This is a genomic window from Nitrospirota bacterium, assembly GCA_016212215.1.
Taxonomy (GTDB): Bacteria; Nitrospirota; 9FT-COMBO-42-15; order HDB-SIOI813; family HDB-SIOI813; genus JACRGV01.
In genome coordinates this window covers 1-19,712 of the sequence record JACRGV010000082.1, presented here as the reverse complement: position 1 = coordinate 19,712, position 19,712 = coordinate 1, and the positions used below count along the sequence as shown (strand labels likewise).

The 19,712-nt window shown below is 41.2% G+C and carries 25 protein-coding genes; 21 read left to right on the top strand and 4 right to left on the bottom strand.

Translation table 11 applies throughout. The features are described from left to right. Nucleotides 1-11: 11 nt before the first annotated feature. Both HZA08_07565 and HZA08_07560 read right to left on the bottom strand, forming a co-directional pair. Nucleotides 12-911, bottom strand: a complete 900-nt coding sequence (locus HZA08_07565) for a polyprenyl synthetase family protein (protein MBI5193282.1) — start codon at nucleotides 909-911, stop codon at nucleotides 12-14. Further along, on the bottom strand, nucleotides 904-1,161 hold the full coding sequence (locus HZA08_07560; protein ID MBI5193281.1) for an exodeoxyribonuclease VII small subunit: 258 nt from the start codon (nucleotides 1,159-1,161) through the stop codon (nucleotides 904-906). Before HZA08_07560 ends, HZA08_07565 begins: the two co-directional genes overlap by 8 nt. On the opposite strand from HZA08_07560, the gene HZA08_07555 reads away from it, so the two are divergent. Next, on the top strand, nucleotides 1,105-2,481 hold the full coding sequence (locus HZA08_07555) for an SAM-dependent methyltransferase (GenBank protein MBI5193280.1): 1,377 nt from the start codon (nucleotides 1,105-1,107) through the stop codon (nucleotides 2,479-2,481). The genes HZA08_07560 and HZA08_07555 overlap by 57 nt on opposite strands. Here the strand turns inward: HZA08_07555 and HZA08_07550 are convergent. Continuing rightward, nucleotides 2,478-3,422 carry a hypothetical protein gene (locus tag HZA08_07550; protein MBI5193279.1) on the bottom strand — a complete coding sequence of 315 codons (945 nt, stop codon included), beginning with the start codon at nucleotides 3,420-3,422 and terminating at the stop codon, nucleotides 2,478-2,480. The genes HZA08_07555 and HZA08_07550 overlap by 4 nt on opposite strands. A gap of 265 nt (nucleotides 3,423-3,687) precedes the next feature. Continuing rightward, on the bottom strand, nucleotides 3,688-4,290 hold the full coding sequence (locus HZA08_07545; GenBank protein ID MBI5193278.1) for a flavin reductase family protein: 603 nt from the start codon (nucleotides 4,288-4,290) through the stop codon (nucleotides 3,688-3,690). Nucleotides 4,291-4,540: 250 nt separating this feature from the next. On the opposite strand from HZA08_07545, the gene HZA08_07540 reads away from it, so the two are divergent. From HZA08_07540 to HZA08_07445, 20 genes are all read left to right on the top strand, one after another. Further along, nucleotides 4,541-5,947 carry a sigma-54-dependent Fis family transcriptional regulator gene (locus HZA08_07540; GenBank protein ID MBI5193277.1) on the top strand — a complete coding sequence of 469 codons (1,407 nt, stop codon included), beginning with the start codon at nucleotides 4,541-4,543 and terminating at the stop codon, nucleotides 5,945-5,947. A gap of 258 nt (nucleotides 5,948-6,205) precedes the next feature. Next, nucleotides 6,206-6,487 carry a hypothetical protein gene (locus tag HZA08_07535; protein ID MBI5193276.1) on the top strand — a complete coding sequence of 94 codons (282 nt, stop codon included), beginning with the start codon at nucleotides 6,206-6,208 and terminating at the stop codon, nucleotides 6,485-6,487. A gap of 225 nt (nucleotides 6,488-6,712) precedes the next feature. Then, on the top strand, nucleotides 6,713-6,925 hold the full coding sequence (gene gvpA / locus HZA08_07530) for a gas vesicle structural protein GvpA (protein ID MBI5193275.1): 213 nt from the start codon (nucleotides 6,713-6,715) through the stop codon (nucleotides 6,923-6,925). 133 nt (nucleotides 6,926-7,058) lie between these two features. Further along, complete coding sequence (locus tag HZA08_07525) at nucleotides 7,059-7,679, top strand: hypothetical protein (protein ID MBI5193274.1); 621 nt, start codon at nucleotides 7,059-7,061, stop codon at nucleotides 7,677-7,679. A gap of 56 nt (nucleotides 7,680-7,735) precedes the next feature. Next, a complete protein-coding gene (locus HZA08_07520) occupies nucleotides 7,736-8,083 on the top strand; it encodes a hypothetical protein (GenBank protein ID MBI5193273.1) in 348 nt (115 codons plus the stop codon). Nucleotides 8,084-8,140: 57 nt separating this feature from the next. After that, nucleotides 8,141-9,055, top strand: a complete 915-nt coding sequence (gvpN, locus tag HZA08_07515) for a gas vesicle protein GvpN (protein MBI5193272.1) — start codon at nucleotides 8,141-8,143, stop codon at nucleotides 9,053-9,055. A 13-nt stretch (nucleotides 9,056-9,068) separates the two neighbouring features. Continuing rightward, the gene (locus tag HZA08_07510; GenBank protein MBI5193271.1) at nucleotides 9,069-9,380 is read left to right on the top strand and encodes an ankyrin; all 312 of its coding nucleotides are present in this window, start codon (nucleotides 9,069-9,071) and stop codon (nucleotides 9,378-9,380) included. 16 nt (nucleotides 9,381-9,396) lie between these two features. Next, a complete protein-coding gene (locus HZA08_07505; protein ID MBI5193270.1) occupies nucleotides 9,397-9,930 on the top strand; it encodes an Hsp20/alpha crystallin family protein in 534 nt (177 codons plus the stop codon). Between the two features lie 135 nt (nucleotides 9,931-10,065). After that, the gene (locus HZA08_07500) at nucleotides 10,066-12,228 is read left to right on the top strand and encodes a CDC48 family AAA ATPase (protein ID MBI5193269.1); all 2,163 of its coding nucleotides are present in this window, start codon (nucleotides 10,066-10,068) and stop codon (nucleotides 12,226-12,228) included. A gap of 1 nt (nucleotide 12,229) precedes the next feature. Continuing rightward, a complete protein-coding gene (locus HZA08_07495; GenBank protein MBI5193268.1) occupies nucleotides 12,230-13,282 on the top strand; it encodes a GvpL/GvpF family gas vesicle protein in 1,053 nt (350 codons plus the stop codon). Then, nucleotides 13,266-14,018 carry a GvpL/GvpF family gas vesicle protein gene (locus HZA08_07490; GenBank protein MBI5193267.1) on the top strand — a complete coding sequence of 251 codons (753 nt, stop codon included), beginning with the start codon at nucleotides 13,266-13,268 and terminating at the stop codon, nucleotides 14,016-14,018. Before HZA08_07495 ends, HZA08_07490 begins: the two co-directional genes overlap by 17 nt. Before the next feature lie 17 nt (nucleotides 14,019-14,035). Continuing rightward, nucleotides 14,036-14,290, top strand: coding sequence for a gas vesicle protein GvpG (locus tag HZA08_07485; GenBank protein ID MBI5193266.1), 255 nt, complete (start codon nucleotides 14,036-14,038; stop codon nucleotides 14,288-14,290). Continuing rightward, a complete protein-coding gene (locus tag HZA08_07480; GenBank protein ID MBI5193265.1) occupies nucleotides 14,277-14,540 on the top strand; it encodes a hypothetical protein in 264 nt (87 codons plus the stop codon). The genes HZA08_07485 and HZA08_07480 overlap by 14 nt, the downstream gene beginning before the upstream one ends. Before the next feature lie 3 nt (nucleotides 14,541-14,543). Then, entirely contained in the window at nucleotides 14,544-15,362 is an 819-nt protein-coding gene (locus HZA08_07475) for a GvpL/GvpF family gas vesicle protein (protein MBI5193264.1), read from the top strand. Between the two features lie 22 nt (nucleotides 15,363-15,384). Continuing rightward, a complete protein-coding gene (locus tag HZA08_07470) occupies nucleotides 15,385-15,600 on the top strand; it encodes a gas vesicle protein (GenBank protein MBI5193263.1) in 216 nt (71 codons plus the stop codon). Beyond that, the gene (locus HZA08_07465) at nucleotides 15,597-16,319 is read left to right on the top strand and encodes a GvpL/GvpF family gas vesicle protein (GenBank protein ID MBI5193262.1); all 723 of its coding nucleotides are present in this window, start codon (nucleotides 15,597-15,599) and stop codon (nucleotides 16,317-16,319) included. The genes HZA08_07470 and HZA08_07465 overlap by 4 nt, the downstream gene beginning before the upstream one ends. Before the next feature lie 338 nt (nucleotides 16,320-16,657). Beyond that, the gene (locus HZA08_07460; GenBank protein MBI5193261.1) at nucleotides 16,658-16,993 is read left to right on the top strand and encodes a gas vesicle protein K; all 336 of its coding nucleotides are present in this window, start codon (nucleotides 16,658-16,660) and stop codon (nucleotides 16,991-16,993) included. A 9-nt stretch (nucleotides 16,994-17,002) separates the two neighbouring features. After that, nucleotides 17,003-17,248 (top strand): gas vesicle protein, encoded by a 246-nt coding sequence (locus tag HZA08_07455; protein ID MBI5193260.1) that lies wholly within the window; start codon nucleotides 17,003-17,005, stop codon nucleotides 17,246-17,248. After that, nucleotides 17,245-17,925, top strand: a complete 681-nt coding sequence (locus tag HZA08_07450) for a hypothetical protein (GenBank protein ID MBI5193259.1) — start codon at nucleotides 17,245-17,247, stop codon at nucleotides 17,923-17,925. Before HZA08_07455 ends, HZA08_07450 begins: the two co-directional genes overlap by 4 nt. Nucleotides 17,926-17,954: 29 nt before the next feature. After that, nucleotides 17,955-19,589, top strand: a complete 1,635-nt coding sequence (locus HZA08_07445; GenBank protein MBI5193258.1) for a GAF domain-containing protein — start codon at nucleotides 17,955-17,957, stop codon at nucleotides 19,587-19,589. Nucleotides 19,590-19,712 lie beyond the last annotated feature (123 nt).

The following is a 19,712-nucleotide window of genomic DNA, read 5'->3' as shown; positions in this document are numbered from 1 at the left end:
CTTCTGACTTCTTACTTCTTCCTTTCAACAATAAACCTCGCAATATCCCTTAACGGCTCTGCCTTTTCGTCAAAGCCTTTCAATGCATCAACTGCTTCTGTTATAAGTTTGTGCTCAAGTGTCTTTGATTCTTCAAGCCCCAGAAGGGCAGGGTATGTATTCTTGTTCTGTCTGGAGTCCTTTCCTGTGGCTTTACCTGTCTCTTCAGGGGTCCCCTCTACATCGAGGATGTCATCAGCAATCTGAAATGCAAGGCCGATCTTTTCAGCATAAGTTGTTAATGCAGTTAGTTGATCCTCCGTGCCGCCGCCTGCAACCCCACCTGCCCTGACAGCAACCCTAATCAAGGCCCCTGTCTTCATCCTGTGAAGTCTTTCAAGATTACTTAATTTCAGATTATTCCCCTCAGATTCTATATCTATCTGCTGACCGCCGACCATCCCAAGAGGACCGGCGCCAAGTCCAATTTCATGAATAATTCGCAATACCCTCTCTGCCGGTGTATCAAGCCATAACAGTCTGTCTGAAATGACTGTAAAAGCATGAGTCAGCAAGGCATCTCCTGAGAGAATGGCGGTTGATTCACCAAAGACCTTATGGTTTGTAGGTTTCCCCCTCCTTAAATCGTCATTGTCCATAGAAGGCAGGTCATCATGAATAAGTGAATAGGTGTGTATCATCTCTATTGCAACTGCTATTGGAATTGCTGATTCTGCTTTACCATTAACAGCCTCACATGCAGCAATAGCCAGTACCGGCCTAATCCTTTTACCGCCTGCAAGAAGGCTGTAGTGCATAGACTCGTATAAGGTTGCAGGGTATATTTCCGGAGGGCCTAATATTAATAATAAATTATTCTCAATTATCCTTTTTTTTTCATCAAGATATGAGATAATAGCCGGATTAGTCATTGATTGTGTTGTCTCTATCACCTGAGGTCTCAGGCATAAAGGGTTTTAAGACGGTCTTGCCTTTATCTTTCATAAGTATATCCACCCTCTTTTCAGCCTCATCCAGTTTTGCCATACATACCTGAGATAATTTAATCCCTTCCTCAAAAAACTTTAGAGAATCATCAAGCGGCAGGTCACCCTTTTCAAGTGCATGGACTATTTCCTCAAGCCTCTCCATTGCCTTTTCAAATTTTATATTTTTTTCCATAAAATTAGATTATTATTATACAAATTGGCAACTTGCGTCAAGTGGAGAAAACAGACATTGAATACTTTAGCAGACATTATAAAAAACAGGATATTAAATTCAGGCAGGATTACTTTTGCAGAATTTATGGAAATGGCCCTTTATCATCCTGAATCAGGATATTATTCCTCTGAAAAGATCAAGCTCGGGAAAACGGGAGATTATTACACCTCTCCCCTTGTCCACAAGGTATTCGGGGAATTACTATGTAAGCAGATTGTGGAGATGTGGGAAATATCAGGCGGGAGAGATTTTACTATTGTAGAGATGGGCGCAGGCGATGGGACGTTATGTTATGACTTAATGAATTATGCAAGAAAAAAGTATTCGGATTTTTATGACAGACTGAGATATATAATAATAGAAGAGAGCAGGGGGATGAGGGAACGGCAGAGGGAAAAGCTCTTAGGAAATGCGGAAGCCCCCCCTCCCTTGACAGGAGGGGGTCAGGGGGAGGGTGAGCTATGGGAATTCCCTGAAAACAAAATCCTCTGGCTTGACTACTCAGACCCGATATTTGAAATCGGTATAACCGGATGTTTTATCTCAAATGAACTTGTAGATGCGTTTCCTGTACATTTAGTTGAGATGAGCGGCGGTGAATTAAATGAGGTCTATGTTGGAATTCAGAATGAACCGCCCATGAGCAGTGGGCTCACAAAGGACAACGAAAATCCCCCCCTTAGTTTAAGGGGGGGTATGGGGGGGTTATTCTCGGATAAGGCATTCACAGAAATTCTGGGGACACCTTCTACCTCTGAGATTAATAAATATTTTGAACGGATGGGAATAACCCTTGAAGAAGGGCAACGGGCAGAGGTAAACCTGAAGGCAATAGACTGGATGAAGTGGATTGCTAAAAGTTTAAATAAGGGATTTGTTATTACAGTTGATTATGGTTATCCTGCTGAAGAACTATATGCACCGTACAGAAAAGACGGCACACTATTATGTTATTTCAAACATAGGGTTATAGAAGACCCGTTTATAAATATTGGTGAGCAGGATATTACTGCACACGTTGACTTTACAACTCTTATTTCATCCGGCGAAGAGGATGTATTGCATACTGCAGGTATGACAGACCAGACACACTTTCTCTTCGGACTTGGCTTAGGTGGGGCTATACAAACATCAGCATTAGAACAGAGACTGATGATCAAAAACCTCATAATGCCCGGTGGAATGGGAAGCGTATTCAAGGTACTGATTCAATATAAAGGATTTGATAGTAAGCCGGAGTTGAGCGGGCTGAAAAAGGATATATTTATCAGCAGCTAAATCTCAAATGCCTCAACCGTTGCGATTGGGGATTTACCATCAGGGCCACGTCCGCCAATTAAATAAAGCGTATTACCTATTTGAGCAGTTCCCATTACAATCCTGCCGGTGGTGAGTGTTGGGAGTTCCATCCATTGATTAGTAAGTAGGTCAAAATAAACGAACCTGTCTTCAACTGTGTTATCGCTTTTTCCGCCGGCTATGCACACCCCCCCAAGCCCCCCCTTAAACAAAGGGGGGGGATTTTCTTCTAATACAAAAGCCCCTAATCCGGCTGCGGGCCAAGGCGTATTGAAACCGGCATTAGCCCATATATTTTTTGCAGGGTCATAAATCTCCACAACATCGTAATTTTTGAATCCATTATATCTATAGCCTGCCCCTCCGATTGCAAGAATTTTGTTATTAATAACAACAGCAGCAAATGCAAAACGTGGAGTAGGCATTGATGCTATTTTTTTCCATGCATTCTTCTCAGGCTCGAATACCTCACAAAATGAAAAACCAGGGTCTGTCATAGGCCCCCCTGTTGTTGCATCAGGATGGTGGCCGCCTAAAACGTAGACATGTCCGTTTAATACTACAGAGGCAGGATAGTCATGCGGCATAAGCATATCAACCCCTTTTTCCCATGAATCAGTTGCCGGGTTGTATATTTCTACAGTCCTGAAGAATTCGAACTGACCATTTGGATGTTTAAATCCACCACCAAGTACATGTATCCTGTCATTAACAACAGCGGCTACTGCCCCTGATCTGACAGTAGGCATTTCTTTTCCCTGATGCCATGTATCTGTAACAGGGTCATATATCTCAGTGCTGTTCAGGCTCTTAAAATCAGCCCCGCCGCCGCCGAACACGTATATCTTTCCATTATACGCAGCGGTTGCTGTATGAGAACGGGGAGTATTTAGAGATGCTTTTTTAATCCATTTTGACATAGCTTTCATCCTAAAATCTCTTCCGGCGGGGTAAGAAAACCCCGCCTATCCCTATCTACGAGGATAGGCGGGACTTTCTTGTCCCGCTGATTTTCATAGCCCTTTGTGAACCCTCGATTCATGGGAGTTCATCCTAAAATAACCCCCTAAAATAACCCCATCCCCACCCTAACCCTCCCCTTGAAGGGGAGGGAATGAACTAAGCATCCTCTCCCTCAGGGAGAGTGTCCGGGTGAGGGTGGTGTTTCCATTAACATTTTACTTCTTACCTCTTCTTGCCTCTGCTCCCCCCTGCCATTACCTCTTCCTTCCCCACCTTAACCTCTCCAAATGACTTTATCGCAATATAATGATCAACACCGAGATATAATGCGGGTGTTACGCTCTTCAAATCAGGTATCCTGTTCTTTTTATCAAATGCCTTTCCTGTCTGATGAATTGCGAGGATTTCTCCTATGAATAGGACATGGTCGCCTGTCTTATAGCTTTTAACAACTTTACATTCATAAGCAGCATACGCAGCTTTAAGCAGAGGTGTTTCTATGACTGATGATGGCAGTGTATTTATCTTGTATTCAGAGAATTTATCAGTATCCTTACCTGATGTCCTTCCAACGGCTGCTATTATCCCGATGTTGTCAAACGTAAGAAAGTTTGCAGTAAATTCACCACTCTTCTTAAGCAGTTTGTATGAATACCTTTTCGGAGATATGGCCACTCCAAAAAGGGGCGGGTCAAAGGATAGTGCAACATGCCATGCACATGCCATTGCATCCAATGCATCGCCGGATTTAATGACAACTACAGCAGGGACAACCGGATAATATTGATAAAACCCTGCCTTTGCAATATCTTTTTCTAATTTCATATCTGCTCCTCCATTGTTATTAAAGGATCACTAAATCGAACGATGAAGAGTTTAGCAAATACGTTTTAAAAAGTCATTAGTTGAAGAAAAAAAGAAGTAAAAAAACTAAAGCCGGGAATTATTGACACTACATGTTTAACGTGATATAACCTTATACGCTGAAATACAGGATTTATCATATCTATAGTTGGACTAAATACCGCTCACTTCTATCAGCCATCCCAATGATTTTTAATCAGGAGGGTTTATTATGAATAGAGATCTACCATACATCATTATTGTAGACAGTGATGACAGCATAAACAGGTCATTATCTATGCTCTTCCGTGATTATTTTTATGTAGCTACTACAACCTCTGTAAGAGAAGGGATTGAGATAACAAAGCGGAATCACCCTTTTCTTGCCGTGGTTGAATTGAAGATGTCAGGGGCCGGCGGCTTAGAAGTTTTAAGAGAGTTAAAAAAGATTGATTCCGCAATTAAAGTTATAATCATGAGTGCGTATGGTAAGGTAAGTGATAGTGTAGAGGTATTTAAAGAGGGTGCTATTGATTTCCTTATTAAGCCATTTGACAGCCTGAAGCTTCTTGAGAATGTACGACGATTAGCTGCTTCGTTAGATTATGAAAAAGAGTTATCACAACCGCAGATAAAAGGTATTGTTGGAGAAAGTCCGGCAATCAAACACACATGGGACCTCGTCAAGCGGTTTGCACCTTCTGATGTAAGGGTTCTCTTGCATGGAGAGACAGGAACCGGTAAGGAACTTTTTGCAAGGGTTATTCATGGCATGAGCAGCCGCAAAAAAGGGCCGTTTGTGCCTGTAGATTGTTCTGCCTTGCCGGCTCCTCTTTTTGAAAGCGAGATGTTTGGTTATGAAAAAGGCGCATTTACAGGGGCAATCAGCAGAAAGGAAGGATTATTTGAGTCCGCCAATATGGGGACACTTTTTTTAGATGAAATTGAAAATATTCCTCTTTCTGCCCAGGCCAAGCTGTTGAGGGTTATCCAGGAACACAAGGTTATCCATCTAGGCTCAAGGAGGTATTGCCCTATACCCCTTAATATCAGGATTATAGCAGCTACGAACATTGATCTGGAAGAGGAATCCCATAAAGGAAATTTTCGCAGTGACCTTTACTACCGGATAAGTGAGGCAACTGTCAAATTGCCGCCTTTGAGAGAAAGGCATGGCGATATCCGTAGGCTGATAAATTATTTTCTGGCACAATGCAGCAGAGAAGAGCATAAATCTGTGGGTATTACGGATGAGACTATGGGCCTTCTTGAAAAATATCACTGGCCGGGAAACATCCGTGAACTGGAAAATGTAATTAAAAGCTCTTTTCTTCTATCCGACGATTACATCAATCCATGTCATCTGCCGGATAAGATAGCTGCATCTACCGCTATTAACACCCATTTGTTAACTCCGGAACATCCAGCTCCTGATGGTTTACAAAAATACCCTGCTTATTATGAATCCGTGGATATAAAAATCATCAGGAAAACTGTTACTGAAGACTCTGAACGTCAGGCAATTATTCAGGTGATGAAAGACCATCCGTTCATCAATAAAACACATTTAGCCACACTATTAAAGGTTGATCCAAAGACGCTCCGTTCCAAATTAAGGAAATACGGATTTGCTCAGTGAACTATCTCCCGAAAATCGGGAATGTCCTCCCTGTTTATAATTTTAAATCCCACTTTGCAACATATCCGGCATGTATAAAATAACCTCAAATTAGTCTGCAACTCTTTGTAAATAAACAGTTATATAGAAGTGCAGCCGGCAGGATATGCTGGTGGCATTTAATTTGCTATGTAGTAGTAACTAAGAGGACCTGCAGAACCTTTTCTATTTATTCCCCATAGTAGATTTATATGTTAAGAAAGGAGGTTTAATATGCTCATGAAGGAAGATATTAATGGAGAGAATGAGCAGAATGATATTATCTATTCCTCCAGTCCCTTTAAGTTATTGAGTATGGCAAATGAATTTGAAAAGGCCGGTGTGGTTAGTTATGCGATAGATATTTATATGAAGCTGCTTGATAAATATCCTGAAACCTTTGAAGCTGTTGCTTCAAGACTGGCGCTATTTTTATTAGCCGGCAGATATGAGGAGGAAGGTAAGACAGAATCTGCAATTTCACTTATACGTAAGATAAGTGGGCGAGAGACAATAACATAGCGGGGTCATCCGAAAATAAACCCCATCCCCACCCTAACCCTCCCCTTGAAGGGGAGGGAATAAACTAAGCACCCTCTCCCTCAGGGAGAGGGTCCGGGTGAGGGTGGGGTTTTCATGGCCCTTTGTGAACCGGAGGCTCACTTGGATTCAATAGGAAATGTTCTCTAATCTCTCCTGTCAGTACATCAGGGAGAATAATTTCAGGGAAGAAAGGGGGTGATAGACATGGCTGTTGAAAAAACAATAGGATCATCCAGTCTGGTTGAGGTAATTGACCGTATACTGGACAAGGGGGTTGTGATTGATGCATGGGTACGAATCTCTTTAGTAGGTATTGAGTTGCTCGCTATCGAGGCAAGAGTAGTCGTGGCATCGGTCGAGACCTACCTGAAGTACGCTGAAGCTATAGGTTTAACTGCATCAGCGGCTGCTGCATAGTGATTTCTAAATATGCAGGAGGGACTCTTGCCGTGTCATCCTGAAGTCCTGATTGGCCGGAAAAGTGTGACATTAGCCAGGAGACTCCTCCACTTCTGCAAACACAAAAGATAAAAGAAGAGAGGATTTAAAATTGGAAATCTTGGGATTGGGTGTAGAGATACAACCTATATTTGACAGCATAGTTTCTTCTTACGAGGACAGGCTCGAAAGTATCACATCCGTGTTGTTAGATGCAAAATCTGAAATAGGAATAGTTAATTCTGAATTAAGAGAAAGATTATCCAGATTTGAGTCTCTGAGAAAAAAGGATTTTGACAGGATGATGCAGGGGATTCTTTCTGCACAGGATGAGAGAGAATTGGAAGTAAGGAGTATGTTGAGGAATTACCTTCAGGACCAGCAGGAAATGATTCGTACTATGAAGGATAAGTTCACTGAACTTAAAAAAGCCCTTTCCACAGGTGAAGCGGGGAGGATTGCAGAATTTCAGGAGATGATGAAAAAGATACTTACCAGACAGGACGAAAGAAGGACAGAAGTCATCTCAATATTGAAAGAGTTTCAGAGAGAGCAGGGGGAAATGGTCAAAGGACTCAAAGACCTTCTGGCAAAAGGAAGAGATGTCCGGATAAATGACCTTAAAACACTGCTTAAAGAATTCAGGTTGCAGCAGGAAAAGAGGATAGCAGGTAATCAGGAAAGAAGAATAGAAGTCCGCACCATGCTTGATGAGTTAAGTAAAGGCCGTTGAACGTTTAACGATAAACCAGGGAGTGAAGACAAAAAATTGAAGGGAGGTAGGGAGTCATGGAAATAGCTGCTAATATGGATAAGCTTAGTGACGAAATTCAAACATCTTATGATATGAGGATAAGGGAGTTGGTAGAGTTGACCGGTAATCTTCATAAGACACTCAAGGCATTTGAGAAAGAAAGGATTAGAGATTTCAATACATTGATGAGCAATGTAAAAGCAAGTCAGGCTGAGAGGGATAAGGAAGTTCATCTCCTTCTGCAGGGATTTAGTACCGAGAGGAAAAAGATTGCTGCTGAATTGGAGAAAATGGCTGCATCATGGAATAACCTCTCAGGAACTATGTGCAGGAAAAGAAATTCCAATAGTTCCAGAAGCAGGGCTAAAGAAACAAGAGTATAACAGCATTGAAAACAGACACTCAAAACCGGCAGTAATTATAAAAGAGGTAGATTCAAAATGATTGATGAAATGCCTACAGTATTAGAACCGACTCCTTTATCGGATTTTGTTGAAACAAGATACATTAAAGATATTACTAAACGTACTATGGCCTATATTAGTGCCGGCTTATCTGTTCATCTGAGAGGCGGGTCAGGGACCGGCAAGACTACACTGGCCATGCACATAGCAGGTAAGATTAAAAGACCTGTTGTTATGATACATGGAGATGAAGAGTTCACTACGTCTGATTTGGTTGGAGGGGAGCATGGTTACAGGGTTAGAAAGGTTGTAGACCGTTTTATTTCAAGGGTCTTAAAGACAGAGGAAGACATGGTTAAACGCTGGGTTGATAACCGACTTACCATTGCATGCAAGTATGGATTTACCCTGATATATGACGAGTTTACCAGGTCAAGGCCTGAGGCAAATAATATACTGCTCTCTATATTGAGCGAGAGGATGATGGATTTGCCGGTGGGAAGGGATGGTGGTGAGCCGTATTTAAAGGTAGACCCTAATTTCACCGCTATCTTTACATCGAATCCCGAAGAATATGCCGGTGTTCATAAAAGCCAGGATGCCCTCAGAGATAGGCTGATAACAATAGATGTAGACTGTTTTGACCGCGAGACAGAGGTTGCAATAACCAGGGCCAAATCCAATCTTACTAAAAAAGATGCTGAGAGGATAGTAAATATTGTCAGAGGATTGAGGGAGTCAGAGATATGTGAATTTGCCCCGACTGTCCGTGGCTGCATTATGATTGCCAGGACAGTAAAGGTACTGAACCTTACCCCTTCAATGTTAAACGGGACATTTATCCGGATATGCCAGGATGTCCTGGCATCTGAAACAAGCAGGGGTGGTTCAAAGGTGAATCAAAACAGGGTAAAAGAGGTAGTTAAGGGTCTTGTTGAAAAGTATAGTTAAGGAATAAATAGCTATGAAAAATACGAACGTGATAAAAGGGCTTAATGTAATTAAGACTATGCAGAATACGAAGAGGCGTTCTGTTGGAAAGGTTCAGGCTTCACCATATTTAGATCTGTATATACTCAATAAAGAAAAAGAGAGGCTGTTTAAAGAAGATGAGAGACTTAATTTGAGAAATAAAGTAATTAAGATGCGTATAGATGAGATAAACAAGGGTATAAAAGGGCTTCAAAATAGTGCGGTTACTGTAAAGACGAGCGTGGGAAAAGAGAATAAGGGAGGAGTTAAAAGGAAGTGGAAAAGGATGTCTTTAGGTTATTGAAGAAGGGGATGGAGAGATGACTAAAGAAAAGAAGAGAGGAAAAGAAGAAGGTTTGGATATTGATCTTGGTGTTGTCAAATTCAGCCTGGGAGGGTTATTTAAAGGCGTAGAAAAGATTATGGACCTTGCTGCTGATCTGAAAGAGGCCGGCGGTGAAGTAAAAAAAGAAGGTGAGATTGATCTGGAGCATATTAAAAAAGGGATGAAGGGTATATTCGGTATCTCTATAAAAACTGCGGTTGGGGGAGAACCGGTAGTCGAATCATTCGGTAATATCAAAAAGACATCAGAAGGGTCCAAAGTTGAGGAGGTGAGAGAACCTATTATTGACCTGTTTGATGAAAGTGAAGAGATTGTTATTATGGCAGAAATGCCGGGTATAAATGAGGGGGATATAAACCTTGATCTGAAGGATGGTATTCTTGATATTTCTGCATGGAGCGTGGATAGAAAATACCGCAAAGAGGTCTTACTTCCTGCAAAAGTAAAGGCTGAAACACTCACATCGGGTTACAAAAACGGTATCTTAGAGATAAGAATTAAGAAATAAAGGATGATGAAAATAAGACCCCCTCACCCGGACCCTCTCCCCCAGGGGAGAGGGTACATAGAGAATATTCCCTCTCCCTCAGGGAGAGGGTGCTAAGTTAATTCCCTCCCCTTCAAGGGGAGGGTCAGGGTGGGGATGGGGTTATTTTCAGGTGAAAGCGATATGACAATGATATTAAAGGTTCAGGAAGCCTTATCAAAGGATGTGGGGAGGGTTGTTGCCAGGATAGACCCGGAAGATATGCTTGCACTGGGTATTGAAGCGGGAGAAATCATAGAGATTGAAGGTGGGAGAAAGACCGCTGTAAAAGTTATGCCTTGTTTTTCTGAAGACAGAGGTAAGAAGATCATCCAGATAGACGGCATCACAAGAGAGAATTCAAAAGTCGGTATTGATGAAAAGGTGAATATCCGGAAGACAGTAGTAAAACCTGCAAGGAAGATTGTTCTTTCTCCTTTGACCGTTACAAGATTGTTTCAAAGCGAGAAAGATGCCAGATATATAGGTTCACTATTAGAAGGGATTCCTCTAACTACGGGTGATAAGGTAAGGGCAACACTGTTTGGGGCCAGAAACCTTGATTTTAAAGTAGAGAATACAATGCCTGACGGGAAGGTATTAGTAAACAAAACTACTTTGATAGCGGCAAAAGCAAAGGAAGCTAAAGAAGGCGGCGCTATAAAGATTTCTTATGAAGACATAGGCGGGCTTGGTTCTCAGATTCAGAGGATCAGGGAGATGATAGAACTGCCTTTGAAGTACCCTGAAATCTTTGAAAGGCTTGGTATAGAGGCGCCCAAAGGTGTCTTATTATATGGGCCTCCCGGTACAGGAAAGACATTAATAGCCCGTGCTGTGGCCAATGAAACTGATGCATATTTTACGAGTATCAGCGGGCCTGAGGTCATGGGGAAATTTTATGGTGAGTCCGAGGCACGGCTGAGAAAGGTCTTTGAAGATGCACAGAGCAATGTGCCTGCAATCATCTTTATTGATGAGATTGATGCTATTGCACCCAAACGTGAAGAGATGGGTGGTGAAAAACAGGTTGAGAGGCGCGTTGTGGCACAGCTTTTATCTCTGCTCGATGGCCTGGAGTCAAGAGGGCAGGTTATAATTTTAGGGGCGACTAATCTTCCTAATACATTAGACCCGGCCTTGAGAAGGCCTGGTAGATTCGACAGGGAGATTACTATGCCTGTCCCTGACAGGAAGGGAAGGTTAGAGATAATACAGATCCACACAAGAGGAATGCCCCTGTCTGCGGATGTAAGCCTGGACAGATTAGCCGGGATTACACATGGGTTTGTCGGGGCAGATTTGGAGGCACTGGCGAGAGAGGCGGCCATGTCTGTTCTCCGAAAGTTAATACCTGATATTGACTTTGAGATGGCAGATATACCGTATGAGACCCTGCTTAAATTAGAAGTATCCATGGATGATTTTCTGGAAGCGATGAAAGAGATTGAGCCTTCAGCAATAAGAGAATTCTTTGTAGAGGTACCTGATGTGAAGTGGGAAAATATCGGCGGTCTTGGACATATAAAAGAGGAATTGAAGGAGGCTATAGAGTGGCCGTTAAAATATCCTGAAATATTCAGGAAAGCTGACACACATCCTCCCAAAGGGATTTTGCTTTACGGTCTGCCGGGAACCGGTAAGACCTTATTGGCAAAGGCAGCGGCAAGTCAGACCGGTGTTAATTTTATTTCGGTAAAGGGGCCAGGGCTTATTTCAAAGTTTATAGGAGAGAGCGAGAGGGCTATTCGTGAGGTATTCAAAATCGCTAAGCAGGCATCGCCTACTATATTATTTTTTGATGAGATTGATGCAATAGTTCCTAAGAGAGGGTCGGATACGGATTCTCATGTAACAGAACGTGTGATAAGCCAGTTCCTGACTGAGATGGATGGTATTGAAGAGCTGAAGGGGGTGGTGGTACTGGCCGCTACCAACAGATTGGATATTATTGATGCTGCACTTTTAAGGAGCGGAAGGTTTGATCTCTTATTTGAAGTACCTGTGCCTAACGAAGGTACACGGCTTGAGATTTTTAAGATACATACTAAGAACAAGCCGCTGCATCAGGACGTTGATATAAATAAATTAGCGAAAAGTACTGAGAAGATGGTAGGGTCTGATATTGAATTTATATGCAGGAAGGCATCTATGCTTGCAATAAAAGAGTATGTAAATAAAAAACTTTCAGATGCGGAGTTCAGAATCTCACAGAAACATTTTGAAGAGGCATTAAAACTGGTATCAGAACAAGGCAATAAGATAGGAGGTATAAAATAATATGGGTATTTCCGGCATATATATATATGGCATTATAAATTCTGATAAAGAAATAATTTTTCCGGATTGTAAGGTTATGTCAGGAGAGGATGTGTATACAATTACATATGAAGATATATCTGCTGTTGTAAGTGATTCTGAGATAGTTGATTATAACAGCCTCATCAAGGAGAAAGTAGCAGAATATCTGCTCAGGCATCAATTGGTAATCGAAAATGTTATGAATATCGGGAATATCGGGGAAGAGTCTAACATTATCCCAATGCAATTGGGCACTTATGCTATGGATGAGGACGAGGTACGGAGTATACTTGCCAAAGGATACCGGATGATTAAGCAGATCATTGGAAAGACGTATGGCAAGACAGAGATTGATGTTGTGGCTTCCTGGGCCAATATTGGAACAGTCTTGAAAGAAGCTGCTAATGAAAAAGAAATAAGAGTATTCAAGGAGGAACTTCTTAATAAAGAAGGCGGTGTAAGCGTTGAGGACCAGATAAGGACAGGTGTGTTAATCAGGAAATATTTAGACAAGAGAAGAGAGCTGTGTGCATCTAAGATAGCGCCCTCTTTAGTCAGGGTCAGTAAGGATTACAGAATTCATGAACTTATGGATGACAACATGATACTCAACATAGCCTTTCTTATAGAAAAATCGAGACTGAATGATTTCTGGGAAAGAGTAGAAGGGCTGGACAATGAATTTTCCGGTAAAATAAATTTCAGATGTGTCGGCCCCCTCCCGCCATACAGTTTTAATACGTTAGTAACAAAGCGTATAAGGTATGCTGATATAGCCTCAGCAAAAGAGAAATTAAATTTAAGTGACATAGTTACCAAAGAGGATATAAAGAAGGCTTACAGGAGAAAGGCTTTTTTAAACCATCCGGATAAAAAAATGGAAATACAAGATACACATATCCAATTTAATGATGTAGTAAGCGCTTATAAGACACTTGCAGAATGTTGTAACGATGACAGTTCTTTTAAGATAGATTCTTTTAAGGATGCAATTATTATAAAGGAGAAAAATCATTATGCGGCCGGAAGGTAAATATATCTATTGCATAATCGGAACAAAAGAGGAACGGAATTTCGGGCAAACCGGTGTCGGGGACAGGAATGATGAGGTGACCACCATCAACTTTAAGGACATAGCTATGGTTGTCAGCAGTCATCCTGTTATCAGGCTTGTGGTAAATCGCGAGAATACCCTCGCACATGAAATGGTTGTTGAAGGGGTGATGGAGGAATTTACGGTGCTGCCTGTAAGATTTTGTACTATTGCATCGGATGTTGAGGACATATTAAAAATTTTAGAGAGAAGGTATGATGAGTTTAAAGGCCTTCTTAATAATGTAGATAACAAGATCGAATTGAGTGTCAAATGCCTGTGGAAGAACATTACCGCTATCTACAATGAGATCACAGAAGAAAATGCTGAGATTAAGGGATTAAAAGAGAAGATACGTCTCAATAAAGGTATATGTGACATGCGGACAAAAATGTCGGTAGGCGAGTTAGTGGAGGGTTATCTGAAAAGGAAAAAAGGAGAAGATGCGGAAAAGATTGCAGCAGTATTAAAAAAGATGGCATGGTATTATAAGCTTAACAACACGATTGGTGATGCGATGTTTGTAAACTCAGCCTTCTTAGTGGATAGAGGTAGAGAGTCGGAGTTTGATAAGCAGATTGATGCGCTGAGTGAGGAATATAAAGACAGGATAAAATTTTTATATGCAGGGCCATTCCCTCCGTATAACTTTGCTAATATCAGTATCAATACATAGTATGGGAGACATAACAGATGCTTTTGATTGATGACCTGTTATTTTTACCTTTCAAGGGTCTTTGGGGTGTTTTTAAAAAGATACATGAGATAGCTGATATGGAACTATCCGATGAAAAAATTATCCAGGAAAGGCTTATGGCTGTGCGGTTACGATTTGAATTAGATGAGATCAGCGAAGAGGAGTATGACAGGCAGGAGGGAGAACTTTTGGCACACTTGAATGCAGTAAGAGATGCAAGGGAAAACAAAGAGGAGGATGAAAATGGCTGAAATAGAAAAGGCCAGAGATGTTATAACAGATTTTTTAAAGAAGACACTCAATGCAAATGAGGTGAAGATGATCAAAGAAATGAGAACTCCCGATGGCTGGGAGGCCGAGGCAGAGGTCTATGAGGATAGTTCTTTCATAAAAGCCCTCGGGCTGCATACAAGGGTGCAGGACCGTAATATCTACGAGGTGAAACTGAATCATGAATTAGAAGTTTTGTCTTATGAACGCATAGATACTTCAGGGCATTAACAAATGGCAGACAAAGAACTTATTTATCTGTACTGTGTTACAAATAACATGCCTCAATTAAAAAGAAATATGAAGGGGGTCTATTTTATTTATCACGAGGGGCTTTATGCTGTGGTAAGCAAGGTACCGGAAGATGAATTTAATGAAGAGGATATCAAAAAAAACCTGACTGACATGGAGTGGCTTGATACGAAGGTTAGGTTACATGAAAATATAATAGAAGGTGTTATGAAAAATAACTGTGTCGTTCCCTTTAAATTCGCAACAGTTTTTAATACTGAGAACCGCATGATAGCGGAAATCAGCGAACTTGCAGAGGAACTTAGAGACAACCTGAGGTATTTTGAAGGTAAGGAGGAATGGGGAATCAAGATTTATTGTGACATGGCGTGCTTAAATAATTTTCTCAGCAGGGAAGATGAAAAGATTCTGGATATGGATAAGGAGATCAGCTCTTCTCCGCCGGGAAAGGCATTCTTTTTAAAGAAGAGAAGAGAAGAGATATTAAATGACATGACCTTTGTGTATGCTCAGGATTTCCTTGACATGCTGAAGAAAGCCGGCATCCATGTGTGCATCAATAGATTGTTGAGATTATTACCAAAAGAAATAACATGTAAGGATGATGAAATGATCCTGAATGCTGCCTGTTTAGTCAATAAAAAAGGGATGGAGACTTTTATTAATATGGTGGATGCCATGAGGACACAGTACGGAAGATGTGGATTTTCATTTGACTGCACCGGCCCATGGCCGCCATATAATTTTTGTAATCTCCGGTTAGAAAGGGTGCAACGTGGAAAAAAATATCAGGCTGTTTGACGAAAAGGCTGATTACTCATGCATTCAAAGGGGAAAGAGGATTACACTCGTTGAGGTTTTGGACAGGGCATTGAACAAAGGGATAGTCATTAGCGGGGACATGGTTATATCCGTTGCTGATATTGACCTTATATATTTAGGTGTAAAGGTTCTGCTTAGTTCTGTAGAAACTATGGAAGCTATGAGAGAGTCGCCGGCTGAAGCATTGACACAGGAAACAACTCAATTACAACAATGATATTATATATATACGGAATAATAGATTCAAATATCAGTATAGATGAGCCCATCAGGGGATTAGAGGGAGAGCGTATCTATAACATCTCTTTTATGGATATAGGTATAGTGGCTAGTAATTTTAAAGGTATTATTAAAGATATAACAAAGACCCATGTCTTAGTGCATGAATATGTCATGGAAAGACTGATGAAGAAATTTACTGTTTTGCCTTTCAGATTTCGCACCCTCTTTAATAAAGAAGAAGATGTTCTTTCTCTGATTAGAGGCTGTTACATTGATGTCAGGGAAAATTTAAACAGACTTAACAATAAGGCAGAGTTTGGAATAAAGGTCATCTGGTCAGGTGACAAGATAAAAGAGCAGATAGAAAGAGACCTTTGCAAAAGAGAATATAATCTGCATGGGGGATATGATTTACCTGAAAAGCGGTTTATTGAGGAGAAGTTTGAGAAGTATAAAATAGACAAGGAGTATGGGGAGAAAGCGGATATATGCATCTCTATTGTGGACAATTTTTTTAATAGATTTGCTGCTGAAAAGAAGATAGAAAAACTTAAGAGCAAGGACTTACTTTTAAATGCCTTCTATCTTGTTGAAAACGAGAAACAAGGGGATTTCAAAAAGGCCTTCGGGCACTTAAAGAGTGCCCCAGGTGACTTCAAGTACTTACTCAGCGGACCCTGGCCTCCCTATAATTTTGTTAATATTAACTTATGATGAACCGTCATGAGCGGGGCGCTCACAAAGGGGGATGAAAATCACCCCCCCAGCCCCCCCTTGTTAAGGGGGGGCATGGGGGGGTTATTTTCGGATGAATTCCCATGAACCTTCGGCTCACAAAGGGAAATGAAAATCAGCGGGACAAGAATGTCCCGTCTATCCTCGTTGATATGGATAGGCGGGGTTTTCTTACCCCGCCGGAGGGATTTTCGGATGAACCCACATGAACCAGGGTTCACAAAGGGCCATGAAAATCAGCGGGACAAGAAAGTCCCGCCTATCCTCGTAGAAATGGATAGGCGGGGTTTTCTTACCCCGCCGGAGGGGATTTTCGGATGGACAGATTAATAGAGACAGATACACCTGACGCATTCATAGAAGAGATTGAGAAAATTCAGGAGGCATACTCCGACAAGATTAACATCAATCCTGAAAATATAGAGAATGGTTTGGCAAAGTTAGTCCTCACTATAGTGGAATTAATAAGAAAACTTATGGAGAAGCAGGCTATGAGAAGGATAGAGAATGGTTCCTTATCTGAAGAAGAGATTGAGAAAATTGGAGAAACCCTTATGAAATTGGAGAATAAGATTCTGGAACTAAAAGAGTTGTTCGGGCTTAAGGATGAAGAACTCAATATTAATTTAGGTCCATTGGGAAACCTGCTATAAGGAGACACTATGTCTGTGCAAAAGATGGCTCATGCCACGGAAGCTACTAATCTTGCTGATATCCTGGAACGTGTATTGGACAAAGGGATCGTGATAGCAGGTGATATAAAGATTCAGATTGCTGATATAGACCTTATTAATATTAAAATAAGACTCCTGGTCGCCTCAGTAGATAAGGCGAAGGAGATGGGGATAAACTGGTGGCAGCATGATACATCCCTTGTCTATCCTGAGAAAAAGAATATTGAGACATGAGAACCCTTCTTTATGTTCCTGTTATACACACGAGAGCGGACCTTGGCTCTCTGGCTAAGGATATTGCCGAAAGAGGGACAAAAGACCTGGGAGAAGAACCATGGAGAAGACATGAAGGGGTAGTAAATGATTTTTGGGATACGATAATAAATTACTTTGAATCTATAGAGGTATCCGGTTTTAAGATTTATCAGGATGGAATGTTGGCAGATGGAGAAATGGGACAAAAGATAGTAGAGGAAGGGGTAAAATCAGGAAGTAAAAATTATGAGATAGTTTCAAGGCTTCTTCAAAAAGGGGCCATATTGGTCAGGACAGAGGAGCTTGCCCTTGTCTCGGAAGAGCGTGACAGGCTGATAAAGATAACCAGGGCGAAGACTGTACCCGGGAAATTATTATTGCTTATAGTATACAAGTTGACCAAAAACAGGCTCTTAAAGAAGAGAGATATATTCATTTCACGAAGAATAGCTGAAACCCTGAATCAGGATGAGACAGGGATCCTTTTTATTGGTGCCTACCATAATGTCAAAAAAAGACTCCCCATTGATATTAATATCATTGAAATTAAGGATACAGCAAAGGTAAGAGAATATCAGATGCTTCTCCCCTTCTATAACAAACATAAACATCGCATGGAAAAACTCAGCAAATACCTCATCTCAGAAATAAAATAACCTGCCAACCCGGAAGAGGTCAATAGTTTATGAAAATGACAAAGGGGACAATAGCTAATATCGAGCGTGCAAAAAAGGAGTGGGAGAGCACCTTTGATGCAGTCTCTGATTTAATCTCTATACATGATAATAAGTTCAGGATCATACGGGCCAATAAGGCGTGCGCCCGCAAGTTTAATATCTCACCCAAAGAGCTTATCGGGAGACACTGCTATGAATTATTTCACGGTACAGTAGGCCCTATTGATGAATGTCCCCAGGCGAAGTCATTTCAGACCGGAGAGAATACTCATCTTGAATGGGCCGACCCAAGAACCGGTACAACTTATGATATTTCAGTATACCCGCTTTTTGATGATGACAATAAGGTAAGAAATATAATCCATGTGGTGAAAGATATAACCATGCTTAAAAGGGTTGAAAAGGAGTTGAGAACCCTTAATGAAAAAATGCTTCAAAGAAACAGAGATCTCCATGTGGCTATAGAGAAGGCAAGGGAAGAGGCTGAGATAAGCAAGGATATCCTTGCTATTTCACGGGAAGTGATGGATGTTATGGACCCTGCTTTTTTATTGAAAAATGTGGCAGTAATAAGCAGTAAGATGTTTAACCCTGATATTATTATGACCTTTCTCTGGAATAAGGATCGGGAGATATATGTACAGGTATCTGCAACCGGAGCTGAGCATGTCTTAAGCATGAATCCGGATAATTTTCCTCCTCTCGGAGAGGTATTACGGACAAAATCATTAATATTTATAGAGAATGGAGATGACCCATTGTTACATCAGGGTGTTATTAGTTCACTACCCTTAAATGCGATGTCCATTATTCCTTTTCTGGTCAGGAATAAGGTGGTGGGTTTCATAATAAATTGTTATTATTCTCCAAGGTCCTTTACTTTCAAAGACAGGCACATCATGGAGGGGATGGGTTATCAGATTAGTCTTGCCCTTAATAATGCGTATCTGTACAGGGATTCTATGGAAAAGACTATGGAGCTCTCCTACAAGGTGGAGACTATTGAGGTAATGCATGAGATAGACAGGGGTATACTTGCACTCATAAACAGAAACGAGATTCTTGAGAAAGTATCCTATATGTTAGGCAACCTCATCCCATGTAACGGAATAATAATACTGTTAATGGATAATGAGGCAAATGGTTTCAGATACGCTGCAGGATGGGGAATAGAATTACCAAAAGGAGAGATAACATCATTTGATGATATCAATTACTCTGAATTTTTAAAGCCGCCCAGAATAGTTGTCAGGACTGAGCTTAAAGCTGAAGATATTGTCCCATTTGACAGTAAACTTTATAAGATGGGGGTTCGTTCAGATATAAGGATTCCTTTATTTTCCGGAAACGAGGTTGCAGGTGTACTGAATATTTTGTCACACAGAATAGCAGGCTTTACTACTTCGCAACTTAACACCATTGAAATGATTGCAAGTCAGATCTCAGTAGCATTGGATAACGCCAGACTTGTAGAAGACCTTCAGGAGCTCCTTATCGGTACCACTATCTCTCTTGCAGGGGCAATAGAGGCAAAGTCACCATGGACAAAGGGGCACTCTGAGAGGGTAACAGAATATGCTATGACAATAGGACGACAGATGGGATTAACGGAAAAGGAATTAGAAAACGTAACCCTTCAGTGAGGCGTGGTGACACGAAAAAACTACTTGCGTTCTGGTTGCCATCTATGGTACAACATGATGAATGGAGATGGCGGTCAGATATCGTGGCAGAGAATTCGCCCATGAGGAAATAGCCGAAGTACG

Bases quoted from the DNA above. Each gene is read 5' to 3' on its own strand.
- HZA08_07565 (MBI5193282.1), bottom strand. From the start codon at position 911: ATGACTAATCCGGCTATTATCTCATATCTTGATGAAAAAAAAAGGATA.
- HZA08_07555 (MBI5193280.1), top strand. From the start codon at position 1,105: ATGGACTATTTCCTCAAGCCTCTCCATTGCCTTTTCAAATTTTATATT.
- HZA08_07560 (MBI5193281.1), bottom strand. From the start codon at position 1,161: ATGGAAAAAAATATAAAATTTGAAAAGGCAATGGAGAGGCTTGAGGAA.
- HZA08_07550 (MBI5193279.1), bottom strand. From the start codon at position 3,422: ATGTCAAAATGGATTAAAAAAGCATCTCTAAATACTCCCCGTTCTCAT.
- HZA08_07545 (MBI5193278.1), bottom strand. From the start codon at position 4,290: ATGAAATTAGAAAAAGATATTGCAAAGGCAGGGTTTTATCAATATTAT.
- HZA08_07540 (MBI5193277.1), top strand. From the start codon at position 4,541: ATGAATAGAGATCTACCATACATCATTATTGTAGACAGTGATGACAGC.
- HZA08_07535 (MBI5193276.1), top strand. From the start codon at position 6,206: ATGAAGGAAGATATTAATGGAGAGAATGAGCAGAATGATATTATCTAT.
- gvpA (MBI5193275.1), top strand. From the start codon at position 6,713: ATGGCTGTTGAAAAAACAATAGGATCATCCAGTCTGGTTGAGGTAATT.
- HZA08_07520 (MBI5193273.1), top strand. From the start codon at position 7,736: ATGGAAATAGCTGCTAATATGGATAAGCTTAGTGACGAAATTCAAACA.
- gvpN (MBI5193272.1), top strand. From the start codon at position 8,141: ATGATTGATGAAATGCCTACAGTATTAGAACCGACTCCTTTATCGGAT.
- HZA08_07510 (MBI5193271.1), top strand. From the start codon at position 9,069: ATGAAAAATACGAACGTGATAAAAGGGCTTAATGTAATTAAGACTATG.
- HZA08_07505 (MBI5193270.1), top strand. From the start codon at position 9,397: ATGACTAAAGAAAAGAAGAGAGGAAAAGAAGAAGGTTTGGATATTGAT.
- HZA08_07500 (MBI5193269.1), top strand. From the start codon at position 10,066: ATGGGGTTATTTTCAGGTGAAAGCGATATGACAATGATATTAAAGGTT.
- HZA08_07495 (MBI5193268.1), top strand. From the start codon at position 12,230: ATGGGTATTTCCGGCATATATATATATGGCATTATAAATTCTGATAAA.
- HZA08_07490 (MBI5193267.1), top strand. From the start codon at position 13,266: ATGCGGCCGGAAGGTAAATATATCTATTGCATAATCGGAACAAAAGAG.
- HZA08_07485 (MBI5193266.1), top strand. From the start codon at position 14,036: ATGCTTTTGATTGATGACCTGTTATTTTTACCTTTCAAGGGTCTTTGG.
- HZA08_07480 (MBI5193265.1), top strand. From the start codon at position 14,277: ATGAAAATGGCTGAAATAGAAAAGGCCAGAGATGTTATAACAGATTTT.
- HZA08_07475 (MBI5193264.1), top strand. From the start codon at position 14,544: ATGGCAGACAAAGAACTTATTTATCTGTACTGTGTTACAAATAACATG.
- HZA08_07465 (MBI5193262.1), top strand. From the start codon at position 15,597: ATGATATTATATATATACGGAATAATAGATTCAAATATCAGTATAGAT.
- HZA08_07460 (MBI5193261.1), top strand. From the start codon at position 16,658: ATGGACAGATTAATAGAGACAGATACACCTGACGCATTCATAGAAGAG.
- HZA08_07455 (MBI5193260.1), top strand. From the start codon at position 17,003: ATGTCTGTGCAAAAGATGGCTCATGCCACGGAAGCTACTAATCTTGCT.
- HZA08_07450 (MBI5193259.1), top strand. From the start codon at position 17,245: ATGAGAACCCTTCTTTATGTTCCTGTTATACACACGAGAGCGGACCTT.
- HZA08_07445 (MBI5193258.1), top strand. From the start codon at position 17,955: ATGAAAATGACAAAGGGGACAATAGCTAATATCGAGCGTGCAAAAAAG.